At 61.4% G+C, this 24,670-nt stretch carries 31 protein-coding genes; 18 read left to right on the forward strand and 13 right to left on the reverse strand.

Annotation, left to right across the window (positions count from 1 at the left end; all coding sequences use genetic code 11):
• Positions 1-7 precede the first annotated feature (7 nt).
• The 6 genes from AC4EEO_RS18315 to AC4EEO_RS18340 all read right to left on the reverse strand — a co-directional run bounded on the left by AC4EEO_RS18315 (position 8) and on the right by AC4EEO_RS18340 (position 3,131).
• Positions 8-502, reverse strand: a complete 495-nt coding sequence (locus AC4EEO_RS18315; protein ID WP_476741545.1) for a hypothetical protein — start codon at positions 500-502, stop codon at positions 8-10.
• A gap of 245 nt (positions 503-747) precedes the next feature.
• Complete coding sequence (locus tag AC4EEO_RS18320; protein ID WP_491329039.1) at positions 748-1,056, reverse strand: DUF3040 domain-containing protein; 309 nt, start codon at positions 1,054-1,056, stop codon at positions 748-750.
• 198 nt (positions 1,057-1,254) lie between these two features.
• Positions 1,255-1,467, reverse strand: coding sequence for a DUF488 family protein, N3 subclade (locus AC4EEO_RS18325; RefSeq protein ID WP_491329038.1), 213 nt, complete (start codon positions 1,465-1,467; stop codon positions 1,255-1,257).
• Positions 1,468-1,603: 136 nt separating this feature from the next.
• Positions 1,604-1,834 (reverse strand): hypothetical protein, encoded by a 231-nt coding sequence (locus AC4EEO_RS18330; RefSeq protein WP_476741543.1) that lies wholly within the window; start codon positions 1,832-1,834, stop codon positions 1,604-1,606.
• Between the two features lie 57 nt (positions 1,835-1,891).
• Positions 1,892-2,305 (reverse strand): VOC family protein, encoded by a 414-nt coding sequence (locus AC4EEO_RS18335; protein WP_491329037.1) that lies wholly within the window; start codon positions 2,303-2,305, stop codon positions 1,892-1,894.
• 160 nt (positions 2,306-2,465) lie between these two features.
• Positions 2,466-3,131, reverse strand: coding sequence for a helix-turn-helix transcriptional regulator (locus AC4EEO_RS18340; RefSeq protein ID WP_476741541.1), 666 nt, complete (start codon positions 3,129-3,131; stop codon positions 2,466-2,468).
• A gap of 28 nt (positions 3,132-3,159) precedes the next feature.
• Here AC4EEO_RS18340 and folE point away from each other — a divergent pair, with 28 nt between their 5' ends.
• The 13 genes from folE to AC4EEO_RS18405 all read left to right on the forward strand — a co-directional run bounded on the left by folE (position 3,160) and on the right by AC4EEO_RS18405 (position 13,943).
• Positions 3,160-3,846 (forward strand): GTP cyclohydrolase I, encoded by a 687-nt coding sequence (gene folE / locus AC4EEO_RS18345; RefSeq protein WP_476741540.1) that lies wholly within the window; start codon positions 3,160-3,162, stop codon positions 3,844-3,846.
• 45 nt (positions 3,847-3,891) lie between these two features.
• Positions 3,892-5,148: an NAD(P)/FAD-dependent oxidoreductase gene (locus AC4EEO_RS18350; protein ID WP_491339441.1), complete on the forward strand. Its 1,257-nt coding sequence runs from the start codon at positions 3,892-3,894 to the stop codon at positions 5,146-5,148.
• Positions 5,145-6,131: a dihydropteroate synthase gene (gene folP, locus AC4EEO_RS18355; RefSeq protein ID WP_476741538.1), complete on the forward strand. Its 987-nt coding sequence runs from the start codon at positions 5,145-5,147 to the stop codon at positions 6,129-6,131. The genes AC4EEO_RS18350 and folP overlap by 4 nt, the downstream gene beginning before the upstream one ends.
• Positions 6,128-6,919 (forward strand): pyrimidine reductase family protein, encoded by a 792-nt coding sequence (locus AC4EEO_RS18360; protein WP_491339442.1) that lies wholly within the window; start codon positions 6,128-6,130, stop codon positions 6,917-6,919. The genes folP and AC4EEO_RS18360 overlap by 4 nt, the downstream gene beginning before the upstream one ends.
• Before the next feature lie 217 nt (positions 6,920-7,136).
• Entirely contained in the window at positions 7,137-7,613 is a 477-nt protein-coding gene (locus tag AC4EEO_RS18365; RefSeq protein WP_491329034.1) for a hypothetical protein, read from the forward strand.
• A 41-nt stretch (positions 7,614-7,654) separates the two neighbouring features.
• Positions 7,655-9,517 carry a glycoside hydrolase family 15 protein gene (locus tag AC4EEO_RS18370; protein ID WP_491339443.1) on the forward strand — a complete coding sequence of 621 codons (1,863 nt, stop codon included), beginning with the start codon at positions 7,655-7,657 and terminating at the stop codon, positions 9,515-9,517.
• A gap of 32 nt (positions 9,518-9,549) precedes the next feature.
• Positions 9,550-9,939: a DUF488 domain-containing protein gene (locus AC4EEO_RS18375; RefSeq protein WP_491329032.1), complete on the forward strand. Its 390-nt coding sequence runs from the start codon at positions 9,550-9,552 to the stop codon at positions 9,937-9,939.
• 144 nt (positions 9,940-10,083) lie between these two features.
• The gene (locus AC4EEO_RS18380) at positions 10,084-10,377 is read left to right on the forward strand and encodes a DUF3040 domain-containing protein (protein ID WP_491329031.1); all 294 of its coding nucleotides are present in this window, start codon (positions 10,084-10,086) and stop codon (positions 10,375-10,377) included.
• A 90-nt stretch (positions 10,378-10,467) separates the two neighbouring features.
• Complete coding sequence (locus tag AC4EEO_RS18385) at positions 10,468-10,923, forward strand: YegP family protein (RefSeq protein ID WP_491339444.1); 456 nt, start codon at positions 10,468-10,470, stop codon at positions 10,921-10,923.
• A gap of 199 nt (positions 10,924-11,122) precedes the next feature.
• A complete protein-coding gene (locus AC4EEO_RS18390) occupies positions 11,123-11,296 on the forward strand; it encodes a hypothetical protein (RefSeq protein WP_491329029.1) in 174 nt (57 codons plus the stop codon).
• 208 nt (positions 11,297-11,504) lie between these two features.
• On the forward strand, positions 11,505-11,672 hold the full coding sequence (locus tag AC4EEO_RS18395) for a hypothetical protein (RefSeq protein ID WP_491339445.1): 168 nt from the start codon (positions 11,505-11,507) through the stop codon (positions 11,670-11,672).
• Positions 11,673-12,443: 771 nt separating this feature from the next.
• A complete protein-coding gene (locus AC4EEO_RS18400; RefSeq protein ID WP_491329027.1) occupies positions 12,444-12,674 on the forward strand; it encodes a hypothetical protein in 231 nt (76 codons plus the stop codon).
• A 111-nt stretch (positions 12,675-12,785) separates the two neighbouring features.
• Positions 12,786-13,943, forward strand: coding sequence for a Fic family protein (locus tag AC4EEO_RS18405; RefSeq protein ID WP_491329026.1), 1,158 nt, complete (start codon positions 12,786-12,788; stop codon positions 13,941-13,943).
• 257 nt (positions 13,944-14,200) lie between these two features.
• Here AC4EEO_RS18405 and AC4EEO_RS18410 read toward each other — a convergent pair whose 3' ends face one another.
• The 7 genes from AC4EEO_RS18410 to AC4EEO_RS18440 all read right to left on the reverse strand — a co-directional run bounded on the left by AC4EEO_RS18410 (position 14,201) and on the right by AC4EEO_RS18440 (position 20,055).
• Positions 14,201-14,560 carry a cupin domain-containing protein gene (locus AC4EEO_RS18410; RefSeq protein ID WP_491339446.1) on the reverse strand — a complete coding sequence of 120 codons (360 nt, stop codon included), beginning with the start codon at positions 14,558-14,560 and terminating at the stop codon, positions 14,201-14,203.
• A 42-nt stretch (positions 14,561-14,602) separates the two neighbouring features.
• The gene (locus AC4EEO_RS18415; protein WP_491339447.1) at positions 14,603-15,361 is read right to left on the reverse strand and encodes an SDR family NAD(P)-dependent oxidoreductase; all 759 of its coding nucleotides are present in this window, start codon (positions 15,359-15,361) and stop codon (positions 14,603-14,605) included.
• Positions 15,362-15,529: 168 nt separating this feature from the next.
• Entirely contained in the window at positions 15,530-15,787 is a 258-nt protein-coding gene (locus AC4EEO_RS18420; RefSeq protein WP_486416345.1) for a hypothetical protein, read from the reverse strand.
• A 139-nt stretch (positions 15,788-15,926) separates the two neighbouring features.
• Positions 15,927-16,190: a hypothetical protein gene (locus AC4EEO_RS18425; RefSeq protein ID WP_491339448.1), complete on the reverse strand. Its 264-nt coding sequence runs from the start codon at positions 16,188-16,190 to the stop codon at positions 15,927-15,929.
• Positions 16,191-16,585: 395 nt separating this feature from the next.
• Positions 16,586-17,410, reverse strand: coding sequence for an IclR family transcriptional regulator (locus AC4EEO_RS18430; protein WP_491339449.1), 825 nt, complete (start codon positions 17,408-17,410; stop codon positions 16,586-16,588).
• A 386-nt stretch (positions 17,411-17,796) separates the two neighbouring features.
• The gene (locus AC4EEO_RS18435; RefSeq protein WP_491339450.1) at positions 17,797-18,603 is read right to left on the reverse strand and encodes an HpcH/HpaI aldolase family protein; all 807 of its coding nucleotides are present in this window, start codon (positions 18,601-18,603) and stop codon (positions 17,797-17,799) included.
• 90 nt (positions 18,604-18,693) lie between these two features.
• Positions 18,694-20,055 carry an MFS transporter gene (locus tag AC4EEO_RS18440; RefSeq protein WP_486416342.1) on the reverse strand — a complete coding sequence of 454 codons (1,362 nt, stop codon included), beginning with the start codon at positions 20,053-20,055 and terminating at the stop codon, positions 18,694-18,696.
• 301 nt (positions 20,056-20,356) lie between these two features.
• Here AC4EEO_RS18440 and AC4EEO_RS18445 point away from each other — a divergent pair, with 301 nt between their 5' ends.
• The 5 genes from AC4EEO_RS18445 to AC4EEO_RS18465 are packed head-to-tail and all read left to right on the forward strand — an operon-like array spanning position 20,357 to position 24,646.
• Positions 20,357-21,754, forward strand: a complete 1,398-nt coding sequence (locus AC4EEO_RS18445) for an LLM class flavin-dependent oxidoreductase (protein WP_491339451.1) — start codon at positions 20,357-20,359, stop codon at positions 21,752-21,754.
• A 40-nt stretch (positions 21,755-21,794) separates the two neighbouring features.
• Complete coding sequence (locus tag AC4EEO_RS18450) at positions 21,795-23,096, forward strand: flavin monoamine oxidase family protein (protein WP_491339452.1); 1,302 nt, start codon at positions 21,795-21,797, stop codon at positions 23,094-23,096.
• Positions 23,093-23,608 carry a flavin reductase family protein gene (locus AC4EEO_RS18455; RefSeq protein WP_491339453.1) on the forward strand — a complete coding sequence of 172 codons (516 nt, stop codon included), beginning with the start codon at positions 23,093-23,095 and terminating at the stop codon, positions 23,606-23,608. The genes AC4EEO_RS18450 and AC4EEO_RS18455 overlap by 4 nt, the downstream gene beginning before the upstream one ends.
• Positions 23,609-23,651: 43 nt before the next feature.
• Positions 23,652-24,233, forward strand: a complete 582-nt coding sequence (locus AC4EEO_RS18460) for a flavin reductase family protein (RefSeq protein WP_491329018.1) — start codon at positions 23,652-23,654, stop codon at positions 24,231-24,233.
• On the forward strand, positions 24,230-24,646 hold the full coding sequence (locus tag AC4EEO_RS18465; protein ID WP_491339454.1) for an ester cyclase: 417 nt from the start codon (positions 24,230-24,232) through the stop codon (positions 24,644-24,646). Before AC4EEO_RS18460 ends, AC4EEO_RS18465 begins: the two co-directional genes overlap by 4 nt.
• Positions 24,647-24,670: the final 24 nt, after the last annotated feature.

The raw sequence follows: 24,670 nt of genomic DNA on the forward strand, positions 1-24,670 counted from the left end.
GGGTTCGTCACCTTCGAGAACTGCTTCTTGTAGCCCCCGATTCCCGGCGCCAGCCTCGCCGGCTGCTTCTGGGGTCATACCTGCGGGCCAGTTGCGCCAGCGCCAGGGCGGCGACGAGGAGCCCAAAGTCACGGAGGGCAATGTCATAAAAACCAGAAAATGTCAGCAGGTTGATGATGATGCCCGTTAGCCAGAGCGCCACCACGTACGCTGCATAGCGCGGCTTGATGGCCATCATGATTCCGGCTGCAATCTCCACGATACCTACGATGAGCATTGCCGTATGCGCGCTGAAGGGCAGCAAGTCGACAAGCCATGGAGCCAAGTACCGCTCCCAGTCAGTGAGGATGTTGGTGAACTTGTCAAGGCCGAAAACAATGGGCAGGATAACGAAGCCGGTCAACAATGTCAGAAACGCCCCGTACGTCGGTTCTGTTCGCGCCCTATCTAGCACTCGGCTGATCCATCCGTTGCTGGAAGCGGGAATTGGGTTCGCAACCACGATGATCTCCTTATGGCACTGATATTAATATGAGGTGAGTCCCGGAACGCGTCCTCGGGAACCTGCCCGTCTTCGCTTAAGAGAAGGGAAGGGGTGAGTTCCCGGGAGGCTTCGCGAGAAGTGGACGTTCCGCCCGTGCGTCAATGTATGTCGGCGTACCGTCTGTGGCCGCTGATAGGTCCAACGTTTATACACTCCTTCAGCCAATTCCGGGTTTCCCCTCCGCTCTGGAGTCGGCAGAGGCATCAAGGCGATGATGGTTTCCCTGGCTTGGGTCGCCCTGCCAGGTTGATGGGGCTGTTCCCCACAAGAAGGTAGGTGCCTATTCCCATCAGGAGGAAGCCCAGGACGCCGACTGCCGTCACTTGCGAGGCGATTCCTGCGATGAGCAACACAACGCCGATCAGGCACGCCATGACGGCGAAGTAGGTAGTGGCCCCAAATCGTCGTTCGATCAACCCGGAAGATAGTTCCTCGGCCAGACGCGGGTCCTTGGTGACCAGGTCGAGTTCCAGTTCGTCGAGCAGTTTCTGCTCTTTGTCTGACAAAGGCATCTGACGCCTCCCCTGATACCGCTGCCGGGCCTTTTGAAGGGCCCTGCAGCTCAGCCTTTCAAGTAGCATGTGAGCCGTTGAAGGATTCTAAATCTAACATTTCAAATGTTAGTAATCTGACCATAGGAGGGTTCCTGGGGGAAGTCAAGGACTCTCCTCCAGACAGCGAGGGTGGCCGGATCAGCCGGCGCCGTGGTCTTATGGCTCACGGTCTTCTTTGATCAGGGTGCACAGGACTGCTGCTTCACTGATGGCAGGCTCCCTTATCGCCGTCAACAGCGTTAGTGGCCGGTGTTCGGCCAGGACGCGGAGGCGTTCAAGGACATCGGCAGCTTCGGGCGCCCGAAGTTCGGACTGGTATCGCCGGTTGAACTCCTCAAAAAGCCCGGGATCGTGGCGCTGCCGGTTCATTCATGCCTCGCTTCCGCACCGTTTTTCTGGCAACTCCGCCGGAGTTGTCACGTTAGTGGCGTGAGTTCTTCCAGGGTGGCATGTGAGGCCGGGCGGCCGGGGCGGCCTGTGGTTTTCATTGCGTCTTTGATCCTGCTCAGCCAGGCCTGAAGTTTCCACTCCATCTTGCCGCATCCGGAATTGGTAGTCCGAATACCTTCACCGTGCGGCGGAGGTCCTCTTCAGCAACATGGCAAAGCCGTTCCAGTTCATCGAGTCTTTCCTTCGGTATCTCACCAAGCTTGAACTGCACTTCCGCATGCCTAAAAAGTCGTTCAGCCTCTTTAAGGTTGGCTTGAGCTTGTGAAACGGGGTCCACGGCTACCATGACCCCATGATGGCACTTCTATTGACAAAGACCTATAGGCCGGGTGTTCCTAGGCGCTCAGAGGAATAGGTGGCTGTCGAAGACCGAGCGCGGTTGTTGTGCGGGATCGGGGTGGGTGATGACAACGCGCAGTCCGTCAGGGTCGCGTCCTTCGACAAACGTGACGTCGCCAGCGGTGTGAGTGTCGACGTAGTTGCCGGTTTCCTGAAGCGCCTGCTTCAAATTTTCCAGGTCTTTCTGGTTGTCCGTTGCCCACATGAGCAGGTGGAATCCCAAGCCGCTCGGATGGCGTTGAGCATGCCGGCCGCGTTCGATGATGTACAGCTGGAACCCTTCTGTGGTCAGCAGAAGGGCAGCCTCCGCCGATCGGAGGGTTACTTCGCATCCGAATAAGTCGCGGTAAAAGGTCACGGACCTGTCGAGCTCGGATACGTACAGAACGGAAGAGGCTGGTTTGGCCGGGTATCCCATTGAGCCATTGTTGACCTGGAACGTGCGTTTGGCCAGAATTGCGGAAGTTATCCATCGGGACTTTACTCCAGCCAAACGACAGCGGGCAGCCAAAACCAAATGACCGCGGGCCGCAACTCCTGCTGACCGCTGGTTTTCCGCCGGCGGCGTGCTGGGACGATTATTCGGTTGTAGTTGTGAGCCTGGCGCAGCAGGCGGAGCCGTCGGGGGCGGGGGCGACGCGGTGTTGCTGGTCGTTGGACCCATCCAGGGTGCCTTGCAGGAGGGCGGCACTCAACCCGCAGACAAGCTGGGTGTGGTCGGCGGCAAGACGGCGGAACGGGCAATTACATAGGACCAGACCTTGCCCGTCCCGCTCGGGTGCGTAACCGTTGTCAGTCAGAGCCTTTTCGAGATCTCCCGCAACCAGCCCACGTCGATGACCTTCAGCGTAGGCCGCTGAGGCGACGGACATTTCCACTGGTTCTCCGGTCTCGGCGGAGGTTTCGATTGCCGAGGCCAACAAACGCCCTGCCAACTCGTACTCGCGTGCAGGAATCGATAGCTGGACTTCATCCAGTGCCGGGCTGTAGAGCTTGCTGGGCCGGCCGGAACCGGGACCGGTCCGGGATCCGAGCTTCTTGCTTTCGGTCTTCAGGAAGCCGTCTTTAACCAGTTTCTCAAGATGGAAGGACGCCGTACTTGGCGCGAGATTCAACATCTTGACGAGTTGGTCGCGTGTGAGGGGGACCGGGCTGCGTATCAATGCCTGGTAAAGAGCGCGCCTCACGGGGTCGGCGAGTGCACCGACGTCGGGGTTTCTGATGTTGATTTGCGAGGACTTCATAGGGAAATTCAATCACCTCCGGAGGAGCTTGACGGAAAATATTATACGCTCTAAATTCAAAGTAGCCGACTTTAGAGAGGGCGCCATGTTATCTGAGTACTCCACACGGCAAAGCGTGTACTCCGCGCCGGTTGGTGAACTCGACCGGCTCGATCTTGAACGGACAGCACCGACGGGAATTGACCTGGAAGGGGCCCGCGCAGCCGTCACAGACTTGCTGGTTTCGCTGGGCCGGGACGTTTCGGATCCCCATTTGTCGGAAACTCCGCGGAGGGTGGCGCAGGCGTTTGCCGAGATGCTTACCGCCCGGCCCGCTTCGTGGACCACTTTTCCGAACAGTGAGGGGTACTCGGAGTTGGTGATTGTAAAGAACATTCCTTTTCATTCGCTGTGCCAGCACCATCTGTTGCCATTCCGGGGCGTCGCCCACATCGGATATCTTCCGGGCAGCAGGCTAATAGGACTGTCAAAACTTGCCCGTGGTTTGGAAATGTTCGCCCGGGATCTGCAGGTTCAGGAACGACTCACTGTGCAAACGGTCCAATGGCTGATGGACACGTTGGATGCCCGCGGCGCGGGAGTCGTTCTGGAAGCCGAGCACCTGTGCATGTCCTTGCGCGGCGTGCAGGTGGCCGGAACAACCACGACCACGGTGGCCTTCCGGGGGGAGCTTGCGGTACCGGGACCTTTGTCTGACCGCTTCTTTACCAGGTAGGACAGGTGCCCGGCCTGTCGCGCTCGGGAACAGGAGGAAAGAGTCATGATGAGAGACGTAGTAATCATTGGTGGTGGCCTTGCCGGGGCCACGGCAGCGCAAACTCTCCGCGCCGAAGGTTTCCCAGGAACCATCACTGTCGTGTGCCAGGAGAATCGGTACCCGTATCTGCGTCCGCCGCTGTCGAAGGATTTTTTGGCAGGCCGTGACGAAGAGGCTGCCCTCCTGCCGTATACCGTGGAGGATTACAGCAAACACGGCATCGAGGTGCTGCTCGGCGAAACAGCAGTAGCCATCGATCGGGACGCGTCGATCATCACCTTGGCGCAGGGCCAAGTGCTTGAATTTGACCAGCTCCTCCTGGCAACGGGTGCATCCCCCCGTACCCTCGGCGTTCCGGGATCCGGCCTGCCGGGCGTTCATTACCTACGCACCCTGGAAGACAGCCGACACCTCAGGGATGAACTGCGCCGGCTGCGTACAGGACAAAAACGGTGCCAGGTGGTTCTGATCGGTTCGGGCTGGATCGGCATGGAAGTCGCAGCGACGGCGAGGACCATGGGAGCCGAAGTCACGGTAGTGGGCAGGGATAAGGTCCCCTTGCAGGCCGCGATTGGCCCGGAACTGGGGACAGTTTTCATGGAACGGCACAAAGAGGCCGGTGTTGTTTTCACCACCGATACCGCCGTCACGGAGATTGTTGAAGGCAGCGGCAGAGCCGCGGGCGTCATCACCGGCAGCGGCCAGTATCTGCCTGCTGACCTGGTGGTCGTCGCTATTGGGGTCAACCCCAACACGCTGCTTGCAGAAGCCGCCGGGCTAAGCATTGACAATGGTATTCTCACAGACTCGTCATTACGGACCGACGACCCGCGGATCCTCGCAGCCGGTGACGTGGCAAACGCCTTTCACCCTTTCACGGGCAGCCATCTTCGGAGCGAGCATTGGGCAAACGCCATCAACGGCGGCAAAGTAGCCGCCAGGACGATGATGGGTATGCCGGCCGCGTTGGATGAGGTTCCATACTTCTATACTGACCAGTTCGACCTGGGGATGGAGTACTCGGGCTACTCCTCGCTGACGCCCGACGCGAAGATGATCCTGAGGGGAGACCCGGCGGCACACAAGTTCATAGCGTTCTGGCTCATCCCTATGTCATCCACCAAGGGAAGGGTCGTGGCGGGAATGAGCGTTAACGTCTGGGATGTTCAAGACGACATAAAGTTCCTGATATCCAGCGGACAGGAAGTCCAGACGCTGCAGCTCAGGGATGCTGACGTTCAGCTTCGAGAGTTGTCATGACGTCGGCTGTGCCCTTGGCAGGGGAAAAGCCGGAAGCGGCTGGGCATGGGGCGTGCCCGGATATCGCCTACTCGCCGGCGCTCCTTCACCCCGTGCATTGCTTCGGCGCCAGAATCATGGATTTCCGCAGGCAGACCGCCCTTATGGCCATCATCAACCGAACCCCTGATTCGTTCTACGACGCAGGACGAACCTTCGACCTTGAAGCTGCCGTGCACGCTGGCCTGGAGGCGGTGGCGGCAGGAGCCGACTGGATAGACATCGGTGGCCAGCCCTTCGCCCCAGGCAGGCCCTTGACGACAGGAGAGGAAGCAGACCGTGTCATTCCTGTCATCGAGGCGATCCGTGGCCAGTCAGACACGATCCTCTCCGCCGATACGTTCAATCCGGAGGTGGCCGCACTGAGCATCGAAGCAGGCGCGAACGTTATTAATGACACCTCCGGGCTGAGAAATCCGGACATGGCTGCTGTCATCGCAGGGTCAAAGGCCCACCTGGTCATCACGCACAGCCTCGCCCCGCCAAGGACGCCCTGGCCGGGACCTCGCTATCGGGACATCGTTCAGGATGTCCGCGACTTCCTGAGACGGAAAGTCGATCAGGCCGTTGACCTCGGTGTCGCAGAGGAACAAATCATCATTGATCCTGGGCACGATTTGAACAAGAACACCCTTCATTCGCTGGAACTCACCCGCCGGCTTGATCTCATCGCGGCTTTGGGTTTCCCCGTCCTGGCGTCAGTGTCGAACAAGGACTTCATCGGCGAGACACTGGGCAAGGGCAGCCATGAACGGCTCGAAGGATCTCTGGCAGCAGCAGTCATCTGCGTACTGAAAGGGGCACGTATCCTTCGAATGCATAACGTTGCCCCTGCCATATCAGCGCTGCACCTCACAGAGGCAGTCTTGGGTTGGCGGCAGCCACTCTCGCTCCATCACAACATAACCAGTGCCCAGTCTTGCCATACAGGGGGCCAGCCGTGATCGACCGATTGATTCCCAGCCCGATCAGGGGCGCCACTGACGCCCAACTCCTGAGCTGGTACACCCAGCCGCCAGCTCAGAGCACCCGCGTGAGCTTCAACTTTATCTCCAGCCTGGACGGTGCAGCCACCCTGAACGGCCGCTCGGGAGGTTTGGGCAACGCAGCGGACCGTCGAATCATGGTCCTGATGCGCCGCACCGCAGACGTTCTTCTCCTCGGCGCAGGCACGGTCAGGACTGAGGGGTATTCAAGGGATCTGATCGGCACGGCCGGCGTGGAATGGCGTCAAAGCCAAGGTAGAAGCCCACAACCAACCCTGGCCGTCGTCTCCGGCAGCCTGCGGATAAACCCTGACCTGCCCTTCTTCACGACAGCGCAGGAGCCACCCCTGGTGATCACCACGGCCGAGGCCAACAGGGTGAGGAGAAAAGCATTGGAGAAAGTCGCCGAGGTCGTCGCCTGCGGGCAGCGGCGCTTGAATGTGGACCTTCTGATCCAGGAATTAGAGCGGCGCGGTCATTCGCGGATCCACTCCGAGGGAGGACCCCGCCTGTTCGGAACATTCCAACAGGCCGCGCGGGTTGATGAGCTCTGCCTGTCGGTCAGCCCTTTGTTGACAGCAGGTCCCGGCGCCCGTATAGCTGCCAGCTCGCAGGAAAACCTACCCCCTCGACGAATGCGTCTTCAACACGTGCTCCGCTGCGGAGATATGCTCTTCCTCCGCTACCTGGCCCGGCAACCGCACGAGTTGCCCGAAGAGCCACCTGCCGTCAGCAACCGCTTTTAAAGAAGATCAAACAACCCCGCACGGGAAGCCCAGGCAGAGCTCTTCGAGCAGGTACACGGAAGGAGGCGGAACATGGTTCCGCACACGGTTGCCCACAGGTCCCCAGGCACACCGCGGCCAGGGCCAGGAAGGGACTCGGTCCCCTGGGCGACAGCAGGGCCGAAAGTGCCAAGCATGCTTTCCTGGCTCCTGCGTGGTCGACACGGCGGCTGTTGACATGGACTGGTCCGGGTGGGCCCTTTTCGGGCTGTTGGCCACGGGTGGGCTGACGGCCGTGATGATCACAGCCCAAATGGCCGGCTGGACGCGACTGGACCTCCCCCTGGTGCTCGGCACGATCCTGACTCCTGATCCTGATCGGGCCCGGGTCGCCGGATTCCTCATCCACTTGGCCGTAGGTCAGGTTTTTGCCTTGGGCTACGCTGCCGCGTTCGCGCTTCTTGGCTCGGCAACCTGGTGGACAGGTGCGCTTCTTGGACTCTTTCACGTCGCCGTAGCTTTGACAGTGATCCTGCCGCTGCTGCCGGGGGTCCACCCCAGAATGGCATCGACCAGGGCCGGACCTGCCAATAGGGCCGTTCTGGAACCTCCAGGCCTGCTTGCCCTGAATTACGGCATACAAACCCCGGTCATCACGGTCGTCGCCCACCTTCTCTACGGAGCAGTCCTCGGAGTCCTGTTAAGGACCGCGTGACTGGGTGGCGTCTGCACGAGACTGCCGAACAGGAAGTAACAATGTCAAGCCACCACCACACCACGCCGTGGCAGCCTTCCCCCATCGCCGACTACGGGCTGGTCGGTGACACGCGTACGGCAGCCTTGGTTTCCGCTCGAGGTTCTGTGGACTGGCTCTGCGTCCCGGCCTTTGACGGCACACCGGTCTTTGGCGCGCTCTTGGGTGGCGCACAGGCCGGCTCGTTTCTGGCCGGCCCATCCGAGCAGGCACAGTCGGCTACCCGCACGTACCGTCACCACAGCGCCACCCTGGAAACCGTGTGGTCAATCGGTCAGGGTCAACTCATCCTCACCGAGGCCATGATCGCCGAAGTGGCTGGCCAATTTCTGCCCACCACGTTACTCATCCGAAGACTCAGCGCCACGGGGTGCCCCGTGCCCGCTGTCATTAATTACAATCCGCGGCTGGGCGAACAGCATCGTCGTCCCCACATTCGCCGGGGACCCAATCTCGTCTGCGACTGGGGCCCACTGGCCCTGTCCCTGGGATGCAGCCAGGAATTGAGCGTGGAACCGGGCCGGGCGACACACGTCACAGTTCACCCAGATCGTCCTCTGACCCTGGTATTGGCCATCGCCTATGGGGAACCCCTGATCCACGTGGACCCATCAACGGCTTGGGCCCTCGTCGAAGCCGACGAAGCAAAATGGCGTGCGTGGACGGAAGACATCGATGAGGGGATACCTTTCCGGGAAACGGTTCTACGCAGCCTGCTCACCCTCCAACTGCTTACGTACTCGCCTTCCGGCGCGCCAGTGGCCGCCCCGACCACATCCCTTCCTGAGGACCCCGGCGGGGTCCGCAACTGGGACTACCGGTACGCCTGGCCACGGGACGCCAGCATAGGGGTGGGTGCATTCCTCGCTGTAGGCAAAACACCTGAAGCACGAAAATTCTTCGGCTGGCTGCTGCACGCCAGCCGGCTCGAACGCCCCCGCTTGCCATCACTGCTAACACTTGCCGGAGGACATGTCCCGGCGGAACGTAGCCTTCCAGATTGGCCCGGATTCGCCGGGAGCACGCCCGTCCGCACCGGCAATGGTGCCGCTGGCCAGCACCAGCTCGACGGCTATGGTTGGGTCCTGGACGCCGCCTGGGTCCTCGTCAAAAGCGGCCACCGTCTGTACTCAGAGACCTGGCGGGCGATGCGAGGCTTCGCGGACCTGGTAGCAATGCGCTGGCAGGACCCAGACGCAGGGATCTGGGAAATCCGCGATGACGCCGCCCACCACGTGCATTCCAAGATAATGGGCTGGCTGGCCCTCGACAGGGCCCTGCGGATCGGACGAACCCACCGCCTCGGAGCGCGGCAACGGAATCGCTGGCAAAAGGCAAGGCTCGATCTTGCCGAGGCGATCAGGGCAAAAGGCTTTGATCCGGTCAAAAACACCTACACCCGCACCTACGGATCCTCTGACTTGGATGCTGCGCTGCTGCTCCTTCCGGTCACGGAGTTCGAGGACCCCGGCTCTAACCGAGTTAAAGGAACAGTGGATGCGGTCAGCGAAGAGCTCTCTGCCGGCTTTCCCTTCCTGTACCGGTACCCTCCGGGCCAGGACGGACTCCCTGGAAAGGAAGGGGCCTTCCTGCCCTGCTCCTTCTGGCTCGTCCAAGCCCTCGCCCTCACGGGAAGAGGCCACGAGGCGACAGAACTTTTCAAAGCACTCCTCGAGCACGCCAACCCCGTCGGACTCTACAGCGAAGAAATCGACCCCATGACAGGAGGTTTCCTTGGAAACTTCCCGCAGGCTCTGACTCATGCATCCCTTATCCAGGCCGCCCTCGCCCTGCGCGACTCCAGCAAAGGAAGCCCGACTTGCCCCAGCCCCGCTTCCTGCACCAGTAAGGCACACCCCACTTAACTCCACCACAACCCGCACAACGGAGAAAACCAATGGTTGCTCATGAAGTGAAAGTACGACGAATCTATGAAGAACCCCTCGACACAGATGGGTACCGTATCCTTGTGGACCGGCTTTGGCCACGGGGCCTTAGCAAAGAAAAGGCACACCTCGACGAATGGTGCAGAGCCATAGCCCCGTCGGATGAGCTACGCCGATGGTACGGCCACGATCCCGGGCTTGTTGAGGAGTTCAACCGGCGATACCAGTCCGAACTTCGGGTGCCCGAAGCTGCCGATGTCCTTGAACGCCTCCGCGTCCTGGCCGAACACCGGCCACTAACGCTGTTGACGGCGACGAGGGAACCTGCCATCAGTGAAGCAGCAGTCCTGTGCACCCTGATCAAAGAAAACCGTGAGCCCTGTCTGGAGGAGAGTCCTTGACTTCCCCCAGGAACCCTCCTATGGTCAGATTACTAACATTTGAAATGTTAGATTTAGAATCCTTCAACGGCTCACATGCTACTTGAAAGGCTGAGCTGCAGGGCCCTTCAAAAGGCCCGGCAGCGGTATCAGGGGAGGCGTCAGATGCCTTTGTCAGACAAAGAGCAGAAACTGCTCGACGAACTGGAACTCGACCTGGTCACCAAGGACCCGCGTCTGGCCGAGGAACTATCTTCCGGGTTGATCGATCGACGATTTGGGGCCACTACCTACTTCGCCGTCATGGCGTGCGTGATCGGCGTTGTGTTGCTCATCGCAGGAATCGCCTCGCAGGTGACGGCAGTCGGCGTCCTGGGCTTCCTCCTGATAGGAACAAGCACCTACTTTCTCGTCGGCGACGAACCTGATCTCCCCGACGGCATGTGGCCCCCCCTCTGATCAACAGCCCGGAAGACAAAAGGCAGCGGAAACTGACTCCACAGCATGACCTCGCAAGTAGGTACCCGTACAGGGAAGAGAGGCTCCAAAATGGGAAATTCAAGTACAGACAATATACGGGTGCACAGCGAGGCACCGGCTGAGGGAGATAACTCCCGGGAATATCCCGAAATACGCTCCCACTCCCAGGACCCGGCCGAAGGCGCGGATCGGGCCCCGGAAACAGAAGACCTCAAACTCCGTCCGGTCAGTCCAGTTGAAACAACAAATCAAGCACCCGTCACAAGGACAAGCGCAGCCAGAGCCGGCACGTTCGAACTCTTGCTAACAGACCCCGGGGATTTTGAGTTCAGACTACTCTCCCCAGCCGGTGAAGTACTGGCAGTGTCCGGTGTGTATTCGAATCGGAACTCGGCGATTGCTGGCATCCGAGATGCACGGGAATGTGCCGCAACAGCTCTGTTCAAGGACCACACCACACGGCTTCCATCAACCACGAAGCCAGTAAAGCCCGGGCAGCAGGGCCCATCGCGATGGTTCGGATGACCTGAACCAGGTGTCGCTCGAGGGCGTCGATGCCGCCAGTGGCACTTCGAACCTTCACCATGAACCGGCCCTCTCAGTAATGCCTCTGGAGGAGCTTGGGGCACCAAGATATCCGAAACATAAACAAGGCGGACAAAATGTTTCACATCGAGAACTCGCACCTCGCGGCAGGTTTACGAATTCGCTGGAGCGACTAATAATGAACCTGTTTGGACCGCCTGATAGAAGTCCGATCGACATGCCCATCATTCACAAAAACGATGATGCTGAAGCCTCAGCCGTGCAACAGCTCATGGACATAGAGATAGAGCGCGACGACGAAGGGAACGTCTGGGCGGAACGGAAAGACCACACCGTTGCTGACCAGGAATAAGTCGGCTCAGGCACAGTTGGGACAGCGATGACAGCCCAAGAGTAGGAGGGCTAGGCGTTGTCTGGGAGCGGAAGGGACGGAGCCTGTGGATAATTCGTTCAAGATAAAACTTGTAAACGCGAACGAGTACTTGGTGCGGGCTGACGCGGAGGGACAAACCGTGGAGTCTCTCGTCCGCTTAAATCCCGACTTTCTCGAGGAAATCGGCTTGGGAAACCGTGACGAGCAGAAGATTATTGAAGAAACGCTGCAGTTCATGGCCGAGCACCAGTCGGTCGTTGACTTCCCTCCGATGGTTGACCTTGAAGACGTCGCCGCGGCCTACAGCGACTATGCCTCCGAGCTCCGGCGCCGGCTTACTCCTCCCACCGGGTGACCTTATCGCATCCGGCACCATACCAGGCTTCCGAAACCCGGCAACGTGGGCTCTTTCATGGAACTCTCCTAGGGGCGTTGAACCATTCGCAATCGCCCGAGACAGGATCCACGACATTCCTTGATGAGGACCTACAAACCATCACCATCCGGCCCGACCCGGCTGGCACCTACGGCCTCGCCGGCCAGCACGCACAACACCCAATGACCCGCAGCCCCCTGCTTACCCCCCCTTGAGCAGGAGGCTGCGCCAGGAGTACCAGAACCGACAAAGTGGTGCCGCGCCTAAGAGTGAATGCAGATAATGGCGATGTCAAGCACGACTTCCGCACCACGAGTCCGCAAAATCCGGAGCACCACGATAACGCTGACACCCGCAAATAGAAGTACCTGAGACAGCTTTTTCGCGTCCGTTCCCCTGAGACCCTCTCAGCTCGAGCTACACCCCAAGCTGACGTCCCGGGCGTCTGACAAGGGAGGACTCCGCGCGCGAGCGGAGCCATGGCTTGTTTCAGACGCCCGCCCGGTCCCAACATGTGACACAGCCACCCCTTGCCAGGTCAATTCATCAAAAACCAACATTCGTTGGGCTATTACGACTACTACCCACTCGGATCTTCTGCTCCTCCGACTGTCAGGGTGGGATCTGAGAACATGAAGAACCACTGTCTATAAAACGGAATTCCGCACTATTCTGACGCCAGCGTCCGTACCTCAGGCCAACTGCTAGGCATGCGGAACGCGTGCGGGCGGTGCGGACCGCTGCCGCGGCATGCTTAAGGGCCGAAAACCGGCGCAGGCGCGCACGGCCGCTGCCCTGGTCCTGAGTGAAGGGGGTCCGAGCACCGACGCCTTTACTACCGTCGTCATCGCTACCGTGGTGGCCACCGCCCTTGTCATCGCTACCGTGGTGGCCACCGCCCTTGTCATCGCTACCGTGGTGGCCACCGCCGTTGTAATCCCCGTGGTCGTCGTCGGTGCCGCAACTCGCGCTCATTCATGAATAAGCAGGGCAGTATTCATACTTGCTTGCTAAAATCTGAATAAGAGTTTGCCTGTTCAGGGTTTCTGGGAGGACGTCATGGGCGATTGGCCGACACATGGCAGCTTGGTTATGCCTTGGAAATCTCAGGGCAGGCCGCCGCGGGAGGACCGTGAATTCACCGAAGTCATGGTGTCTGTGCCTCCAAAGATCGCAGAGTGCTGGTTCGAGCCGGGACGGGAGACGATCGTTGCCTTGGAAGAGGCCGCTGTCGCTGTCGCTTCACTTGACGTAACGGCAGGTTCCAGGATGGCTGCCATCAGCGGGTTTCTGCTGCGCAGCGAGGCGGTGTCCTCATCAAAAATCGAACAGGTAGACGCCAACCGGAACGACTATGCCAAGGCCATGATCGGGCTCAGGGCAAGTGACAACGCCAAGTCCATGGTTGCCGCTGCCGAAGCTGTACAGATGATGATTACTGACGCAGGAACGACGGGCGAGATCAGGATGGAGGCCATACTCGCAGCCCATCGTGCACTGATGAAGGATGATCCGGTCGATGCGGCCTATGCGGGCAAGATCCGGGATATGCAGAACTGGATCGGAGGCAGTGACTATTCGCCGCGCGGCGCCATCCACGTCCCCCCTCCGCCGGAGCGGGTGCCAGGTCTCATGGCCGACCTGATGGCCTTCTGCAACCGGACCGACGTTCCGATCATGGCCCAGGCAGCGATCGCCCACGCCCAATTCGAATCCATCCACCCTTTCACCGACGGCAACGGCCGCATCGGCCGGGCCCTGATCGGCGCGATCTCGCGGCGCCGGCGCCTGACGAGAAACACTGTCACCCCTATCGCCTCAGCCATGGTCGCTGATGTGGACAGGTACTTCGCCTTGGTCAACAACTACCGCAACGGTGTGGCTGATCCGTTCGTCCTGTACCTGGCCAGGTGTGCCGTCCACGCATCGGAAGCGGCAGCGGAGTCCGTCAAAGCCTTGGACGCCCTGCCGGCCATGTGGTTGGAGCTTGCCCGTCCCAGAAAGAACTCCGCGGATGCGAAGATCATCCCGTGGCTGCTGGAACGGCCCGTCTTCGAAGCGCATAGCGCCGCATACGTCGCCGGCGTCGAGGAGAGGTCCGTCTACGGCGCCTTGGAGCGTTTGACCACGGCCGGGGTCATCACCCAGATCACCACCTCACTGAGGAACCGTGCCTGGGCGGCCACGGAAGTACTCGACGAGGTGGACAGGCTTAACGCCCGATTGGCGCAGGCGGAGGCCGGCAGCTGACCCTATGGGGTCAGCGCTGGCGCGCTGCGTCGCCGAAGACCCCTCGCCCTGGAAAGGCCGGAGTTGTGCATACAGCTGGGATCAGTCCACGCTCAGAGACCTGCAAATGCTGAACCATTTGAGTGGTCACTTCTTGACGAAATCTCCATTATCGGCGTTTGAGGGGACCTGGCTTTAGGGCTGCGATCCAACCTTTATGCTCCTGGTTTGCTCGCAAATGACCCCGGCCAAGTGCGCAGCTGCAGGACAAGGGCGGCTTAAACGGACATGCTGACGTACTGCTTCTTGAAGTGCTCGTGAATCTCCCATACACCGCTCCAGCCATTCGGAATTAGCACGATATCGCCGGCTTTGTGGTCCACCCGTTCACCGGTATCCGAAACGAGAGTGCCTTTGCCCTCGAGCACGAAGATCACTTCATTGATGCCATTGCGGGCAGTCTTGAAGCTGCCTGGAGAGCACTCCCAGAATCCGAGGTCGACCAGGCTTGCGTTGATCGTCAATGCGTTATCGGTGGCATCTTTTGGTTTAGATCCATTGACCGTTGTTGCTTTCTCGACGAGGTCCGGGAAGGACAGGGTGCTTAGGGAACGGAGAATTTGTGCTTCGGCGCTCATCGTTCTGTGGTGTTTCCTTGTCGTCGGTGGTGGGCGGTGCGGTCAGAACGGCAGCGGCAGTTTCGCTGTCCTGCCGCCGTCGAGGGTGATGACCCCACCGGTGAGGAAACCTGCTCGATTGCTTGCCAGAAAGACGGCGAGGTTGCCTATGTCGGCGGGTTCTCCGAGTCGTCCGGCCGGATGCAATTCATGCAGGGCCTCGCGTGCGGCGGCTGGGTCTGGTTGGGATGCCAAATATATTTCGCTGAGTTCTGAGGTAATCCAGCCCGGGGCTATGGCGTTGCAGCGGATGTTGTCAGCGCCCAGGTCGATTGCCAGGGCCTTCGTTAGCCCGTGTATCCCGGCCTTGGAAGCGCAGTAGACGGTGTGCTCGGGGTTGGCGGCCAGACCTTCGATGGAACCGATGTTGATGATGGATCCGCCGCCTCGTTTGCGCATGTGCGGCAGGACGGCCTGCGTGAGGAACAGTGGCGCGCGCATGTTCAGCGCGATCATCCGGTCCCATTCGTCCGCCTGAATATCGGAGACGCTTCGCTCGAACATGATGCCGGCGTTATTAACCAGTACGTCCATGCCACCGAAGCGGCCAACGGTTTGCTGGATGATGGCCGGGATCACGGCGGGGTCGGTGAGGTCTGCTTGGATACCGAGAACAGCGGGATGGCTATCGAGTTCCCGGTCCAGCGGACGCCTCTGGACCACGGCGACCTGGGCGCCCTCGTTCAGGAAGCACTCGGTGATGCCCCGGCCTATGCCTTGTCCCCCGCCTGTGACCAGTGCTATTGAGCCTTCGAGCTGCATGGTTTTCCTAAGTTGTCGTTGGGGCAGCATACCGCTTCGGCTTAGTCCGTTTCGGGGCTGGTGCAATAGAAGCAGTTGTTGGAGTCGCAGTCGTCTTCTGCGGATGCCTGGACAGATCCTGCCGCGGCTTCGGTGTACAACAGGGTGCTCAAGGGCTTGGGCCTTGACCTACTCGCCGTACATCAGGCTGGCAAGGAACGACTCAAGCTCCCGGTGGGTCGCGGCCTGGGGCGCTTCCGTTACCGGCTGTGCCTGGTCAAGATAGAGACCCTCCCATGGGGAGCACTTCAACTCCCCTGTCCCTTCTGTGGACGGTACGTCTGCGTCTTTCCTGGGGGAAGGTGCGGCCACAGTGACGGGCCGGATGGCGGTGTGGCGGTGGCCGAATGCGTTGAAGATGGCCCGATGGCCGAGAGAGATTGACATGAGATCTTCCCTTCTATGCAGGGTCATTGAAACGGCTGTGTTTCAACGACGGTCACTGCCATTTTCCTTAAGAATGAACGTGACGTTCAAAAAATGAACGTAGAATGATTGTGGCACGCCTCACGTCGGAGGGCAAGCTTTAGTCTGTATTTTTCGCCGGGGCGATGACGGTGACTTGTGGCCGGTCGGCGCTGCAGACCATGACCCTCCCGAGTCCGCCGTCCTGGATGATCCAAAAGATTTTGCGGTCCAGGGCCACCATGTCGATACGGCCGGTTGTTATCGTGCCGTCCCTGCGGGCCACTTGTACCGCATCATTTTTTGAGAGCTGGGACCAGTCGGGCACGGGCCTGTTCGCGACAACGCTGCGGCGGGTGCGGGTGGTGATTGGGTGACGATACATCCTTGTGCTCCATTTCCTGTGGCTGGGTCGTGCGCCCGTTTGCGTCGGGTACGTGATCGGGGACACAATAAATAAGTGTTCACCAAATGAACGCCACGTTCAATAGTTACGGCGTAAGCCGTGAGACCTGATGGAGTGACGATGAAGTACCGGCGCCAGCTGCCGAAGCGAAAGCCCCGCCGGCCGGTGGCCGAAATCATTCGGGACAGGCACGAGCGCACAACGGAGGCGCTAATTGCCTGTGTCAGTGAAATGGCCCGGCGTCATGGACCAGGGGCGGTCACGCACAGGGTAGTCGCGGAGCGAATTGGCGTTCCTGTGCGGTATGTGGAGTGGAAGTACCCGTCGGTGGAGACACTGCTTGCAATGGCGGAAGCGTCCCGTGTGGTCGGCGCTTAGGAGAGGGCTTTGGCCACTTCAGCGGCAGCCTGACGCAGTGCTTCGATGGCTTCCTGCAGCTTTTCGGACCGGAAGCGCTGGACGGGACCCTGGGCGGCGAGCACGCCAATGAGCGCGTCCGCATCGTCACGTACGGGGTAGGCGACGGCGAAAAGGCCTTCTTCAAGTTCCTCGTCAATGACGGCATAGCCGTTGGACCGGACGTCGCGGATCTCCTTCAGGAGGGCTTTCCGGTTGGTGATGGTCCGGGTGGTGAATGACTCGAGTTTGTCCGGAAGGCTCGCGGCGATTTCGTCATCGGTGAGTTCGGACAGGAGGAGCTTGCCGGTGGCGCTGGCGTGGGCCGGGTAATTTCCGCCCACATAAAGGTGCGAGGCATTCAGGTAGCGCGAACCGGATGCTTCGGCGATGACGTCATACGTCGTTTCGCTTCGGACCATCGCGAAGCTGATGGTTTCGTTGAGGGTGGTTGCGCACTCGTCAAGGATGGGCTGGATCCGGGCGACGGCACCCGCGTAGGGGTCGGCGAGGCGACCGAGCCGGGCCATCTGCCATCCGAGCATGTAACGGTTGTCCACGCGGTCGACGAAGCCTGTCTGTTCCAGGCTCAGGAGCAGGCGGAACGCGGTGGGGCGGGTCATTCCCGCCGCTTGCGCCAGCTCGGTGACGGTGATGCCTCTGCGGTGGCGTCCGAGCTCAGTGAGCAGGACAGTGGCCTTGACGACTGACTTGTTGGTGAGGTCCACGGCGTCGCTGGCCGCGGCCGCCTGCTCTTCATCCGCCACTGCCGCCTGCACGTCGACGTCTGTTTCCGTTGCCATACCCGTCCCCGATTCGGTTCGCGTGTCAGGGCGCACGCCGCCCTGACTGGTGTCTGAACCCATCCTATGCTCTTCCCCCTGGTTTCGAACGGGACGTTCAGTAGGAGCGTGCCGCAACGTGGGCATCAGGTCCTTGCGGAACCGCCGGCGCTTGTCGTCTCGGTCTTCATGGCGCGGGCCAGGCTCCGCGCTGCGGCTGAGCTTCTTGGCATGAAGGACGCCACACGGAGGGATCTTGCAGGTAGGGGCTGGGCTTATCCACTAAATGCAGCCTCCTGGTGGGCCCGAGTGAGTCGGGGCCACCAGGAGGATGCAGATGCACAGGACATGGTGACATCAGAGAGCAGTGCTCGGCGGGCAGGCGCGGCTGGTGAGGTTTTGGTGGTTCAGATGACTGCTTTTTCTGCCTTCAACGGTGTGGAAGCTAGGACGGCGGTGTGTGCTGCCGCGGCCAGTAGCCCGGTGTCGGTGGCCGTGGGCATGAAGCGGAAGCCAAGTGATTTCATGGTGTCGGCCAGCTCCAGTTCGCCTGCGTAGATGCCGGGTGTGATGCCGGCGGCGGTGCAGCGGCGGGCGATATCTGCGAGGATCCCATCAGGGCCTTCGCCGGTAAGTTCTTCGAAGGTGATGCCAAGGCTGAGGGAGAGGTCGTAGGGGCCGACGAAGATGGCGTCCGGTCCGGTGGCCAAGATGTCGTCGAGGTTGGCCAAACCTGCCGCTGTCTCGACCATCAGGATGCACCGGGCGTCGTCCATGGGATTTCCGGGATCGGGCGTGGGTTGCCAGGGGCGCAGCTGTGTGGGCCCGTAGCTGCGCGCTCCGCGCGGTGCGAAGCGGGTGGCGGCGCCTAATGCTGCGGCCGTTGCGGCGTCCTCCACGGTTGGGAAGATAATTCCGGCCGCGCCTGCGTCCAGCACGCGTGTGATGGTGGCCGTGTCATGGCCCGGTACCCGGATGAGGCAGGGGACGCCGCCCAGGTGGGCGGCCTCGATTAGGGGCTGGAGTTCGGATGTTTCGGGGCCGCCGTGTTGGCTGTCGACGCAGATCCAGTCGAATCCCGCCGCGGCGAGAACGTCAATGACCAAGGAGTCTCGCAGGCTGATCCAGGCGCCCGGATGGGTGCCGCCGTCGTTGAGGGTCAGGGGCGGTGTTACCTGTCGGCTTGAGTGCCCGCGTGCAACGTACGTGTTCATGATGGTCCTCTGCAGATCTGGGTGTATGGGCAGTCATGATGACTGATGCCTGGCCGGGTGCCGGCCAGGCATCAGTAGTTGGAGGTGAAGTTAGGAGACCGCGGCTTTGCCCAGGGGTGCGGAGGCTGCGCCGAGGCTAAGTCCCTTCGTTTCGGGTGCCAGGTACTGGGAAATGACCGCGCCCAGGACGCAGATGCCGGCGGCGATGAGCATCGTGGCGCCTACGCCCAGGCCGGCGACGGACATCGGAAGGATGAAGGTTCCGATGGCGGCGCCGATGCGGGAGAAAGCGGTTGCGAAGCCTACGCCCGCGCCGCGGATTTCGGTCGGGAAGACCTCTCCCGGGTAGACGCCGGTCAGCGCGGTCGAGACGGCGTTGAAGAAGGAGAAGATCATGAAGCAGACCAGGATGATGATGGGCGAGACGTGGGCGAACAGGCCGATCACGACCAGGGCGATGGCGGCGATCCACATCGGGGGGATGGCGAGTTTGCGGCGGCCTACGCGTTCGATGAGGAACATGGACAGCAGGGAACCGGCGACGACGACCCCGTTGAGCAGCAGGGCCCCGGCGAGTCCGTCTTCCACCCCGAGGCTTTCAAGCACGATCGGGGCGAACGTGGCGATGGCGAAGTAGGGCGTGACGTTGCAGACCCAGTACATGCAGACGAAGACCGTGGATTTGATGTACTGCGGGGAGAACAGCTTGCCGAAGCTTGTCGTGCCCTGCTTTTCGTTCAGCATCTCCGCGATGTCGACTTCCTCCATGTATTCCTTGGCTACGGCCATGCCCTCTTCGACGCGCCCCTTGCTCAGCAGCCAGCGGGGGGATTCGGGAGTGCCGAGACGCAGCAGGAAGACGATCAGGGACGGGATGGTGCTCATGCCGAGAATGATCCGCCAGTCGGCGTGGATTGCCGAGGACATGAAGTACCCGAGGGCGTAGGACAGCAGGTAGCCGACGTACCAGGCAACTTCCTGGAAGGCCAGGAGTTTGCCGCGCAGCTGAGCGGGTGAGAACTCAGCCAGCAGGGGCCAGCCGATGGCGTAGTCGGCGCCGATTGCCATGCCCATGACGAGGCGGATGACAAAGAGGTGCCAGGGCTCGGCAACGAAGAACTGGGCGGCCGAGCCGACCAGGAAGATTGCCAGGTCGACGATGAACATGGGCTTGCGCCCGATTTTGTCGGCAAGGTAACCGCCGATGGGTCCACCGAAGAAAATGCCGATCAGAGCGGAGGCGCCGATCAGGCCCTGCCACACGGCGGAGAGTCCTAGGTCGGCGGTCAGAGCGGGCATCACCAATCCGATGCCACCGAGAATGAACCCGTCGATGAACATGCCGCCGGCGATGATGGCGCTCAGCCGGTACAGGAACCGCCGTTTCCGCGGATCGTAGGACTGGTCCGAGCGTAGCGATGGTCCGGAGATCGGTGTTGCAGATGAATTCACGATGGACTTCCTTGTGGATCGTGCTGTCTGGAATGGAGGAACCGCCGGGCGGAGAAGCACCTGGGGCGAATTGGGGGGCCTCTGGAAGGGCCCGAGATCGTTCAAAATTCGAACGTCGTGGTCAAAATATGGCATGCGCCACATTGGCTGTCAATAGCGACTGTTATGTTTCATCCCTCTCACCCAGGGGCCTTGACAGTGAGGTGGCTTACACTCCAAACTGAACGCAGTGTTCATAAAATGAACGTCGAAATCTCCTCCACGGCATAGTCCGGCACGAGTCCAAGGAAGCACTGCTGCCATGAAAAACGAACCTTTGAGCCTCTTCGCTTTTGACGTCTTCGCCCCGTCCCACCTCACCTCCGGGTCCTGGCGCGACGAACGGGACCAGAGCTACCGCTACACCGATCTGCAGTACTGGACCGGCATCGCCCAGATGCTGGAAAACGCCGGCTTCGACGGGATCTTCTTCGCCGACAACGTCGGCTACCACGACGTTTACCGCGGTAACGGTGACGCCGCCCTGAAAGATGCGGCACAGTTCCCCATCAACGACCCCACCGTGCTGATCAGCGGCATGGCAGCTGTCACCAAGCACCTGAACTTCGGCGTCACCGTCTCGGCCACCTACGAGCCGCCGTACCTGCTCGCCCGCAAGTTCAGCACCCTGGACCACCTCACCGCAGGACGTGTCGGCTGGAACATCGTGACCTCCTACTCCGAGGCCGCCGCCCGCAACCTCGGCAAGGAACAGCAGCTCACACCGGCCGAGCGCTACGACATGGCCGATGAGTACATGGACGTCGTCTACAAGCTTTGGGAAAGCTCCTTCGAAGAGGACGCCGTGGTCCGGGACGCAGCATCGGCGACCTACCTTGATCCGGCCAAGGTGCACCCGATCAACCACGCCGGTGACCACTTCACCGTTCCCGGCTTCGGCCTCTGCGAGCCCTCCCCCCAGCGGACCCCCGTGCTGTTCCAGGCCGGATCCTCATCCCGCGGCATGGAATTTGGCGGCAAGCACGCCGAAGCCGTGTTCATCCAGAGCACCTCGGTGGAAGGCGCCAAGCGCACCGTTGCCAAGCTCCGCCAGGCCGTGGCCGACGCCGGCCGCGACCCCCGCGATGTCAAGATCGTCATCCTACTCACCGTCGTGGTGGCACCCACCGACGAGGAAGCCCAGACGAAGTACCAGAAGGCCGTGGACAACGCGCCCATCGACGCCGTCCTCGCCCGCTTCAGCGGCTGGACCGGCATCGACATGTCCGAGTACGAGCTCGACACTCCCCTGCGCTCGGTCGGCACGAAGGCCGGCCAGTCCATGGTGGACATGTTCTCCAAGGCAGACCCTGACCGGGACTGGACCCCCCGCCAGATCGCAGAGTTCCTCGCGGTCGGCGGCACCGGTTCGACCATCGTCGGTTCCCCTGAAACCGTCGCCGCCGAGCTGCGCCGCTGGCGCGACGAAGCCGACATTGACGGCATCAACCTCAGCTACACCACCAAGCCCGGCGGCTGGGAAGACTTCATCGAACTCGCCCTGCCCGAACTGCGCGCCCAGGGCATCATCGCCCCGGTCCGCGACGAAAACCAGGCACCGGTCACCCTGCGTGAAAAGCTCTTCGGCCAGAAATACACCCTCGACGGCCACCCCGCCACGGCACAGCGCGCCCAGCACCTGAGCGACGCAGCCCGCTAAGGGCGCTGCACCAACGGAATCAACACCAAAGGATTTTTCAATGACTGAACAAACTGACGTCGTCGTCATCGGTGCCGGCCTCGCCGGCCTCATCACCGCACGCGAGCTCGGCAACCGCGGCCACAAAGTCGTTGTCCTGGAAGCCCGGGACCGGATTGGCGGCCGGCTCTGGACCGAAGACCGTCTCGGCCAGAAACTGGAGCTCGGCGGCAACTGGCTGCACTGGACCCAGCCGCACGTCTGGGCCGAAGTCACCCGGTACGGACTCGAGGTCTCCCGCGGCCCGCGCTCTGAGGAAACCTACTGGCTGGCCGGCGACGAAGTGCGCCGCGGCAACCTGGATGACTTCATGGAGCTGATCGATCCGGGCATGACCCGGCTGCTCGAAGACACCATGAAGTGGCTGCCCCGACCGGATGCACCCCTGACCGTGGAGAACCTCGCCGAGGTCGATCAGTACAACCTGCAGGAAATGCTGGACAAGCTGGACCTGTCCGAGGACGAGCGCAACGCCAACGAGGCCGCCTGGGTGGGCCACTTCAACGCCCCCCTTGAACAGTGCGCCTACGTCAACGCCCTGCGCTGGACCGCCGGAGCCTCAGGGCACTGGCACCTCATGCACGAAGCCTCAGCGATCTACCGCCTCAAGGCCGGAAACGACACCCTGCCCAACGCAATCGCAGCAGACACCAACGCAGACATCCGCTTCGAAGCCCCCGTCACCGCGGTCCGCCACCACAGCAGCGGCGCCACCGTCTTCTACGCCGACGGGCAGGAAATCGAGGCAAAAAAGGTCGTCATCACCCTGCCGGTGAACATCCTGCACAAGCTTGATGTCCAGCCCGCCCTGTCCGAGGGCAAGCTGGCTCCGAGCCGGGAAAAGACCGCATCCCAGGGCGTCAAGGCCTGGATCCGGGTCAAAGGCCCCATCAAGCCGTTCTTCGCCTACTCCGCCCAGGACAAGCCCCTGTCAGTGATCCGCACCGAGTTCGTCAGCGACACCGACGCCGTCCTCGTTGGCTTCGGCGCCGACGGGAACCGGATCGACGTCACCGACAAAGAGCAGGTCCAGGAAGCCATCAAGGTCTGGCGCGACGACCTTGAAGTCATCGAAGTCACCGGGCACAAGTGGGGCGAAGACCCCTACGCCGAGGAAACCTGGCTGGTCCAGCGCCCCGGCCAGCTCACCAAATACCACGCCGCGCAGCAGGCCAGCGAAGGTGCCCTGCATTTCGCCAGCGGCGACATCGCCAACATCTGGGCCGGCTTCTTCGACGGCGCCATCGAATCCGGCCTGCGCGCCAGCCGCAGCGTCCACGCAGAACTGACGGAACAGTCATGACCGCCACCGCCCTTGCGCCCAGGACCATCGACTCCGACACCTACCGCGCCGTCATGCGGCACCTGCCCACCGGTGTCGCAGCCCTCTGCTCCACCGACCCGGTGACCGGCACCAAGAACGGCATGATCGTGGGAACCTTCGCCTCGCTGTCCATGGAACCGGCGCTGGTGACCTTCAGCGTGATGCACTCCTCCACCAGCTGGCCCAAAATCTCCGACGCCGGGACGTTCAGCGTCAGCCTCCTCGCCGAGGACCAGCAGCAGGTCTGCCGGGCCCTGTCCGCCAAGGGAGAGGACAAGCTCAACTCTGTCGGCTGGTCCGAATCCGCGTGGGGCACCCCGCACCTGCACGGCTCCCTTGCCTGGTTCGATTGCCGCGTTGAACAGCAGTTCACGGTCGGGGACCACATCGTCGTCATCGCCAGCGTCCTGGACATGACACCCGCTGAGCGGACACTCGCCCCGCTCAGCTTCCACGGCGGCCGCTTCGGAAGCTTCCGCGAAACCGCCTGAATCCATCCACCTGGCCCCATCCATTTGATCAAGGAAGACTGATATGGATATCACCCCAAGTCCCGAAAAAACTCCGGACAACGACATCACTCCCGCGCTATACCGCCAGATCCTGGGGAAGCTGCCCACAGGAGTTACCGCGATCACCGGCATCAACGACGACAACGAAAAACTCGGTCTCGTCGTGGGCACCTTTCAGTCCCTCTCGCTCGATCCGCCTCTGGTCATGTTCTGCGTGGACAAGTCCTCCTCCAGCTGGCCGAAGCTGCGCAAACTGCAAAAGTTCACCGCAAACATCCTTTCCGATGACCAGATCAGCAGCTGCAGGTCACTGTCACGGAAAGGACCGGAGAAATTCTCCGGCCTGCCCTGCACCCCCGGTCCCCTGGGAACACCGCACCTGGACGGCGCCACCGCCTACATCGACTGCATCGTCACCGCAGAGGTCGTCGTCGGCGACCACTACATGGTCGTCGGCTCCGTGACTAACATGACCGAGGGAACCGGCGAAGCCCTGCTCTTCCGGGGCGGAAAGTTCGGACAGTACCTGCCCATCGAAATCCCCGCACCCGTGCCCGCCGCCCCTGCGGCACCGGAAACCGAACCTGCAAGGAGCGCATCATGAGCCGCCGCGATACCATCCTGAACGCGTGGAACGGTGCCTGGGGCGACGGGGACCTTGCCGCCTTCGAACAGCTCCTCGCACCCGACTACGTCCGCCGCTCCAAGTCAGGCAGCGAGGACTACGCCAGCCTGAGCAAAACCATCGAAGCGATGCACACCGCATTCCCCGACTCCAGCACCGACATCCTGGAGATCGTGGAGGACGGCACAAAAGTGGCCGTCCACTGGCAAACCACCGGCACCCACCTCGGCGAATTCATGGACGTGCCCCCAACAGGCAGGTCCATCACCGTGACCGGCGCCTCCTTCCTCCGATTCGACAGCGACAAGCTCGCCGAGGAATACGTGGTTTGGGACCCTCGGGAGCTCCTCTCCGCCCTCGGCATCTGGCACCTCGGCCCCGGCAACGCCTGAGGCAGCCGGCAACCCCGCCAGCCG

It is taken from the genome of Pseudarthrobacter sp. MOO13, assembly GCF_058267655.1.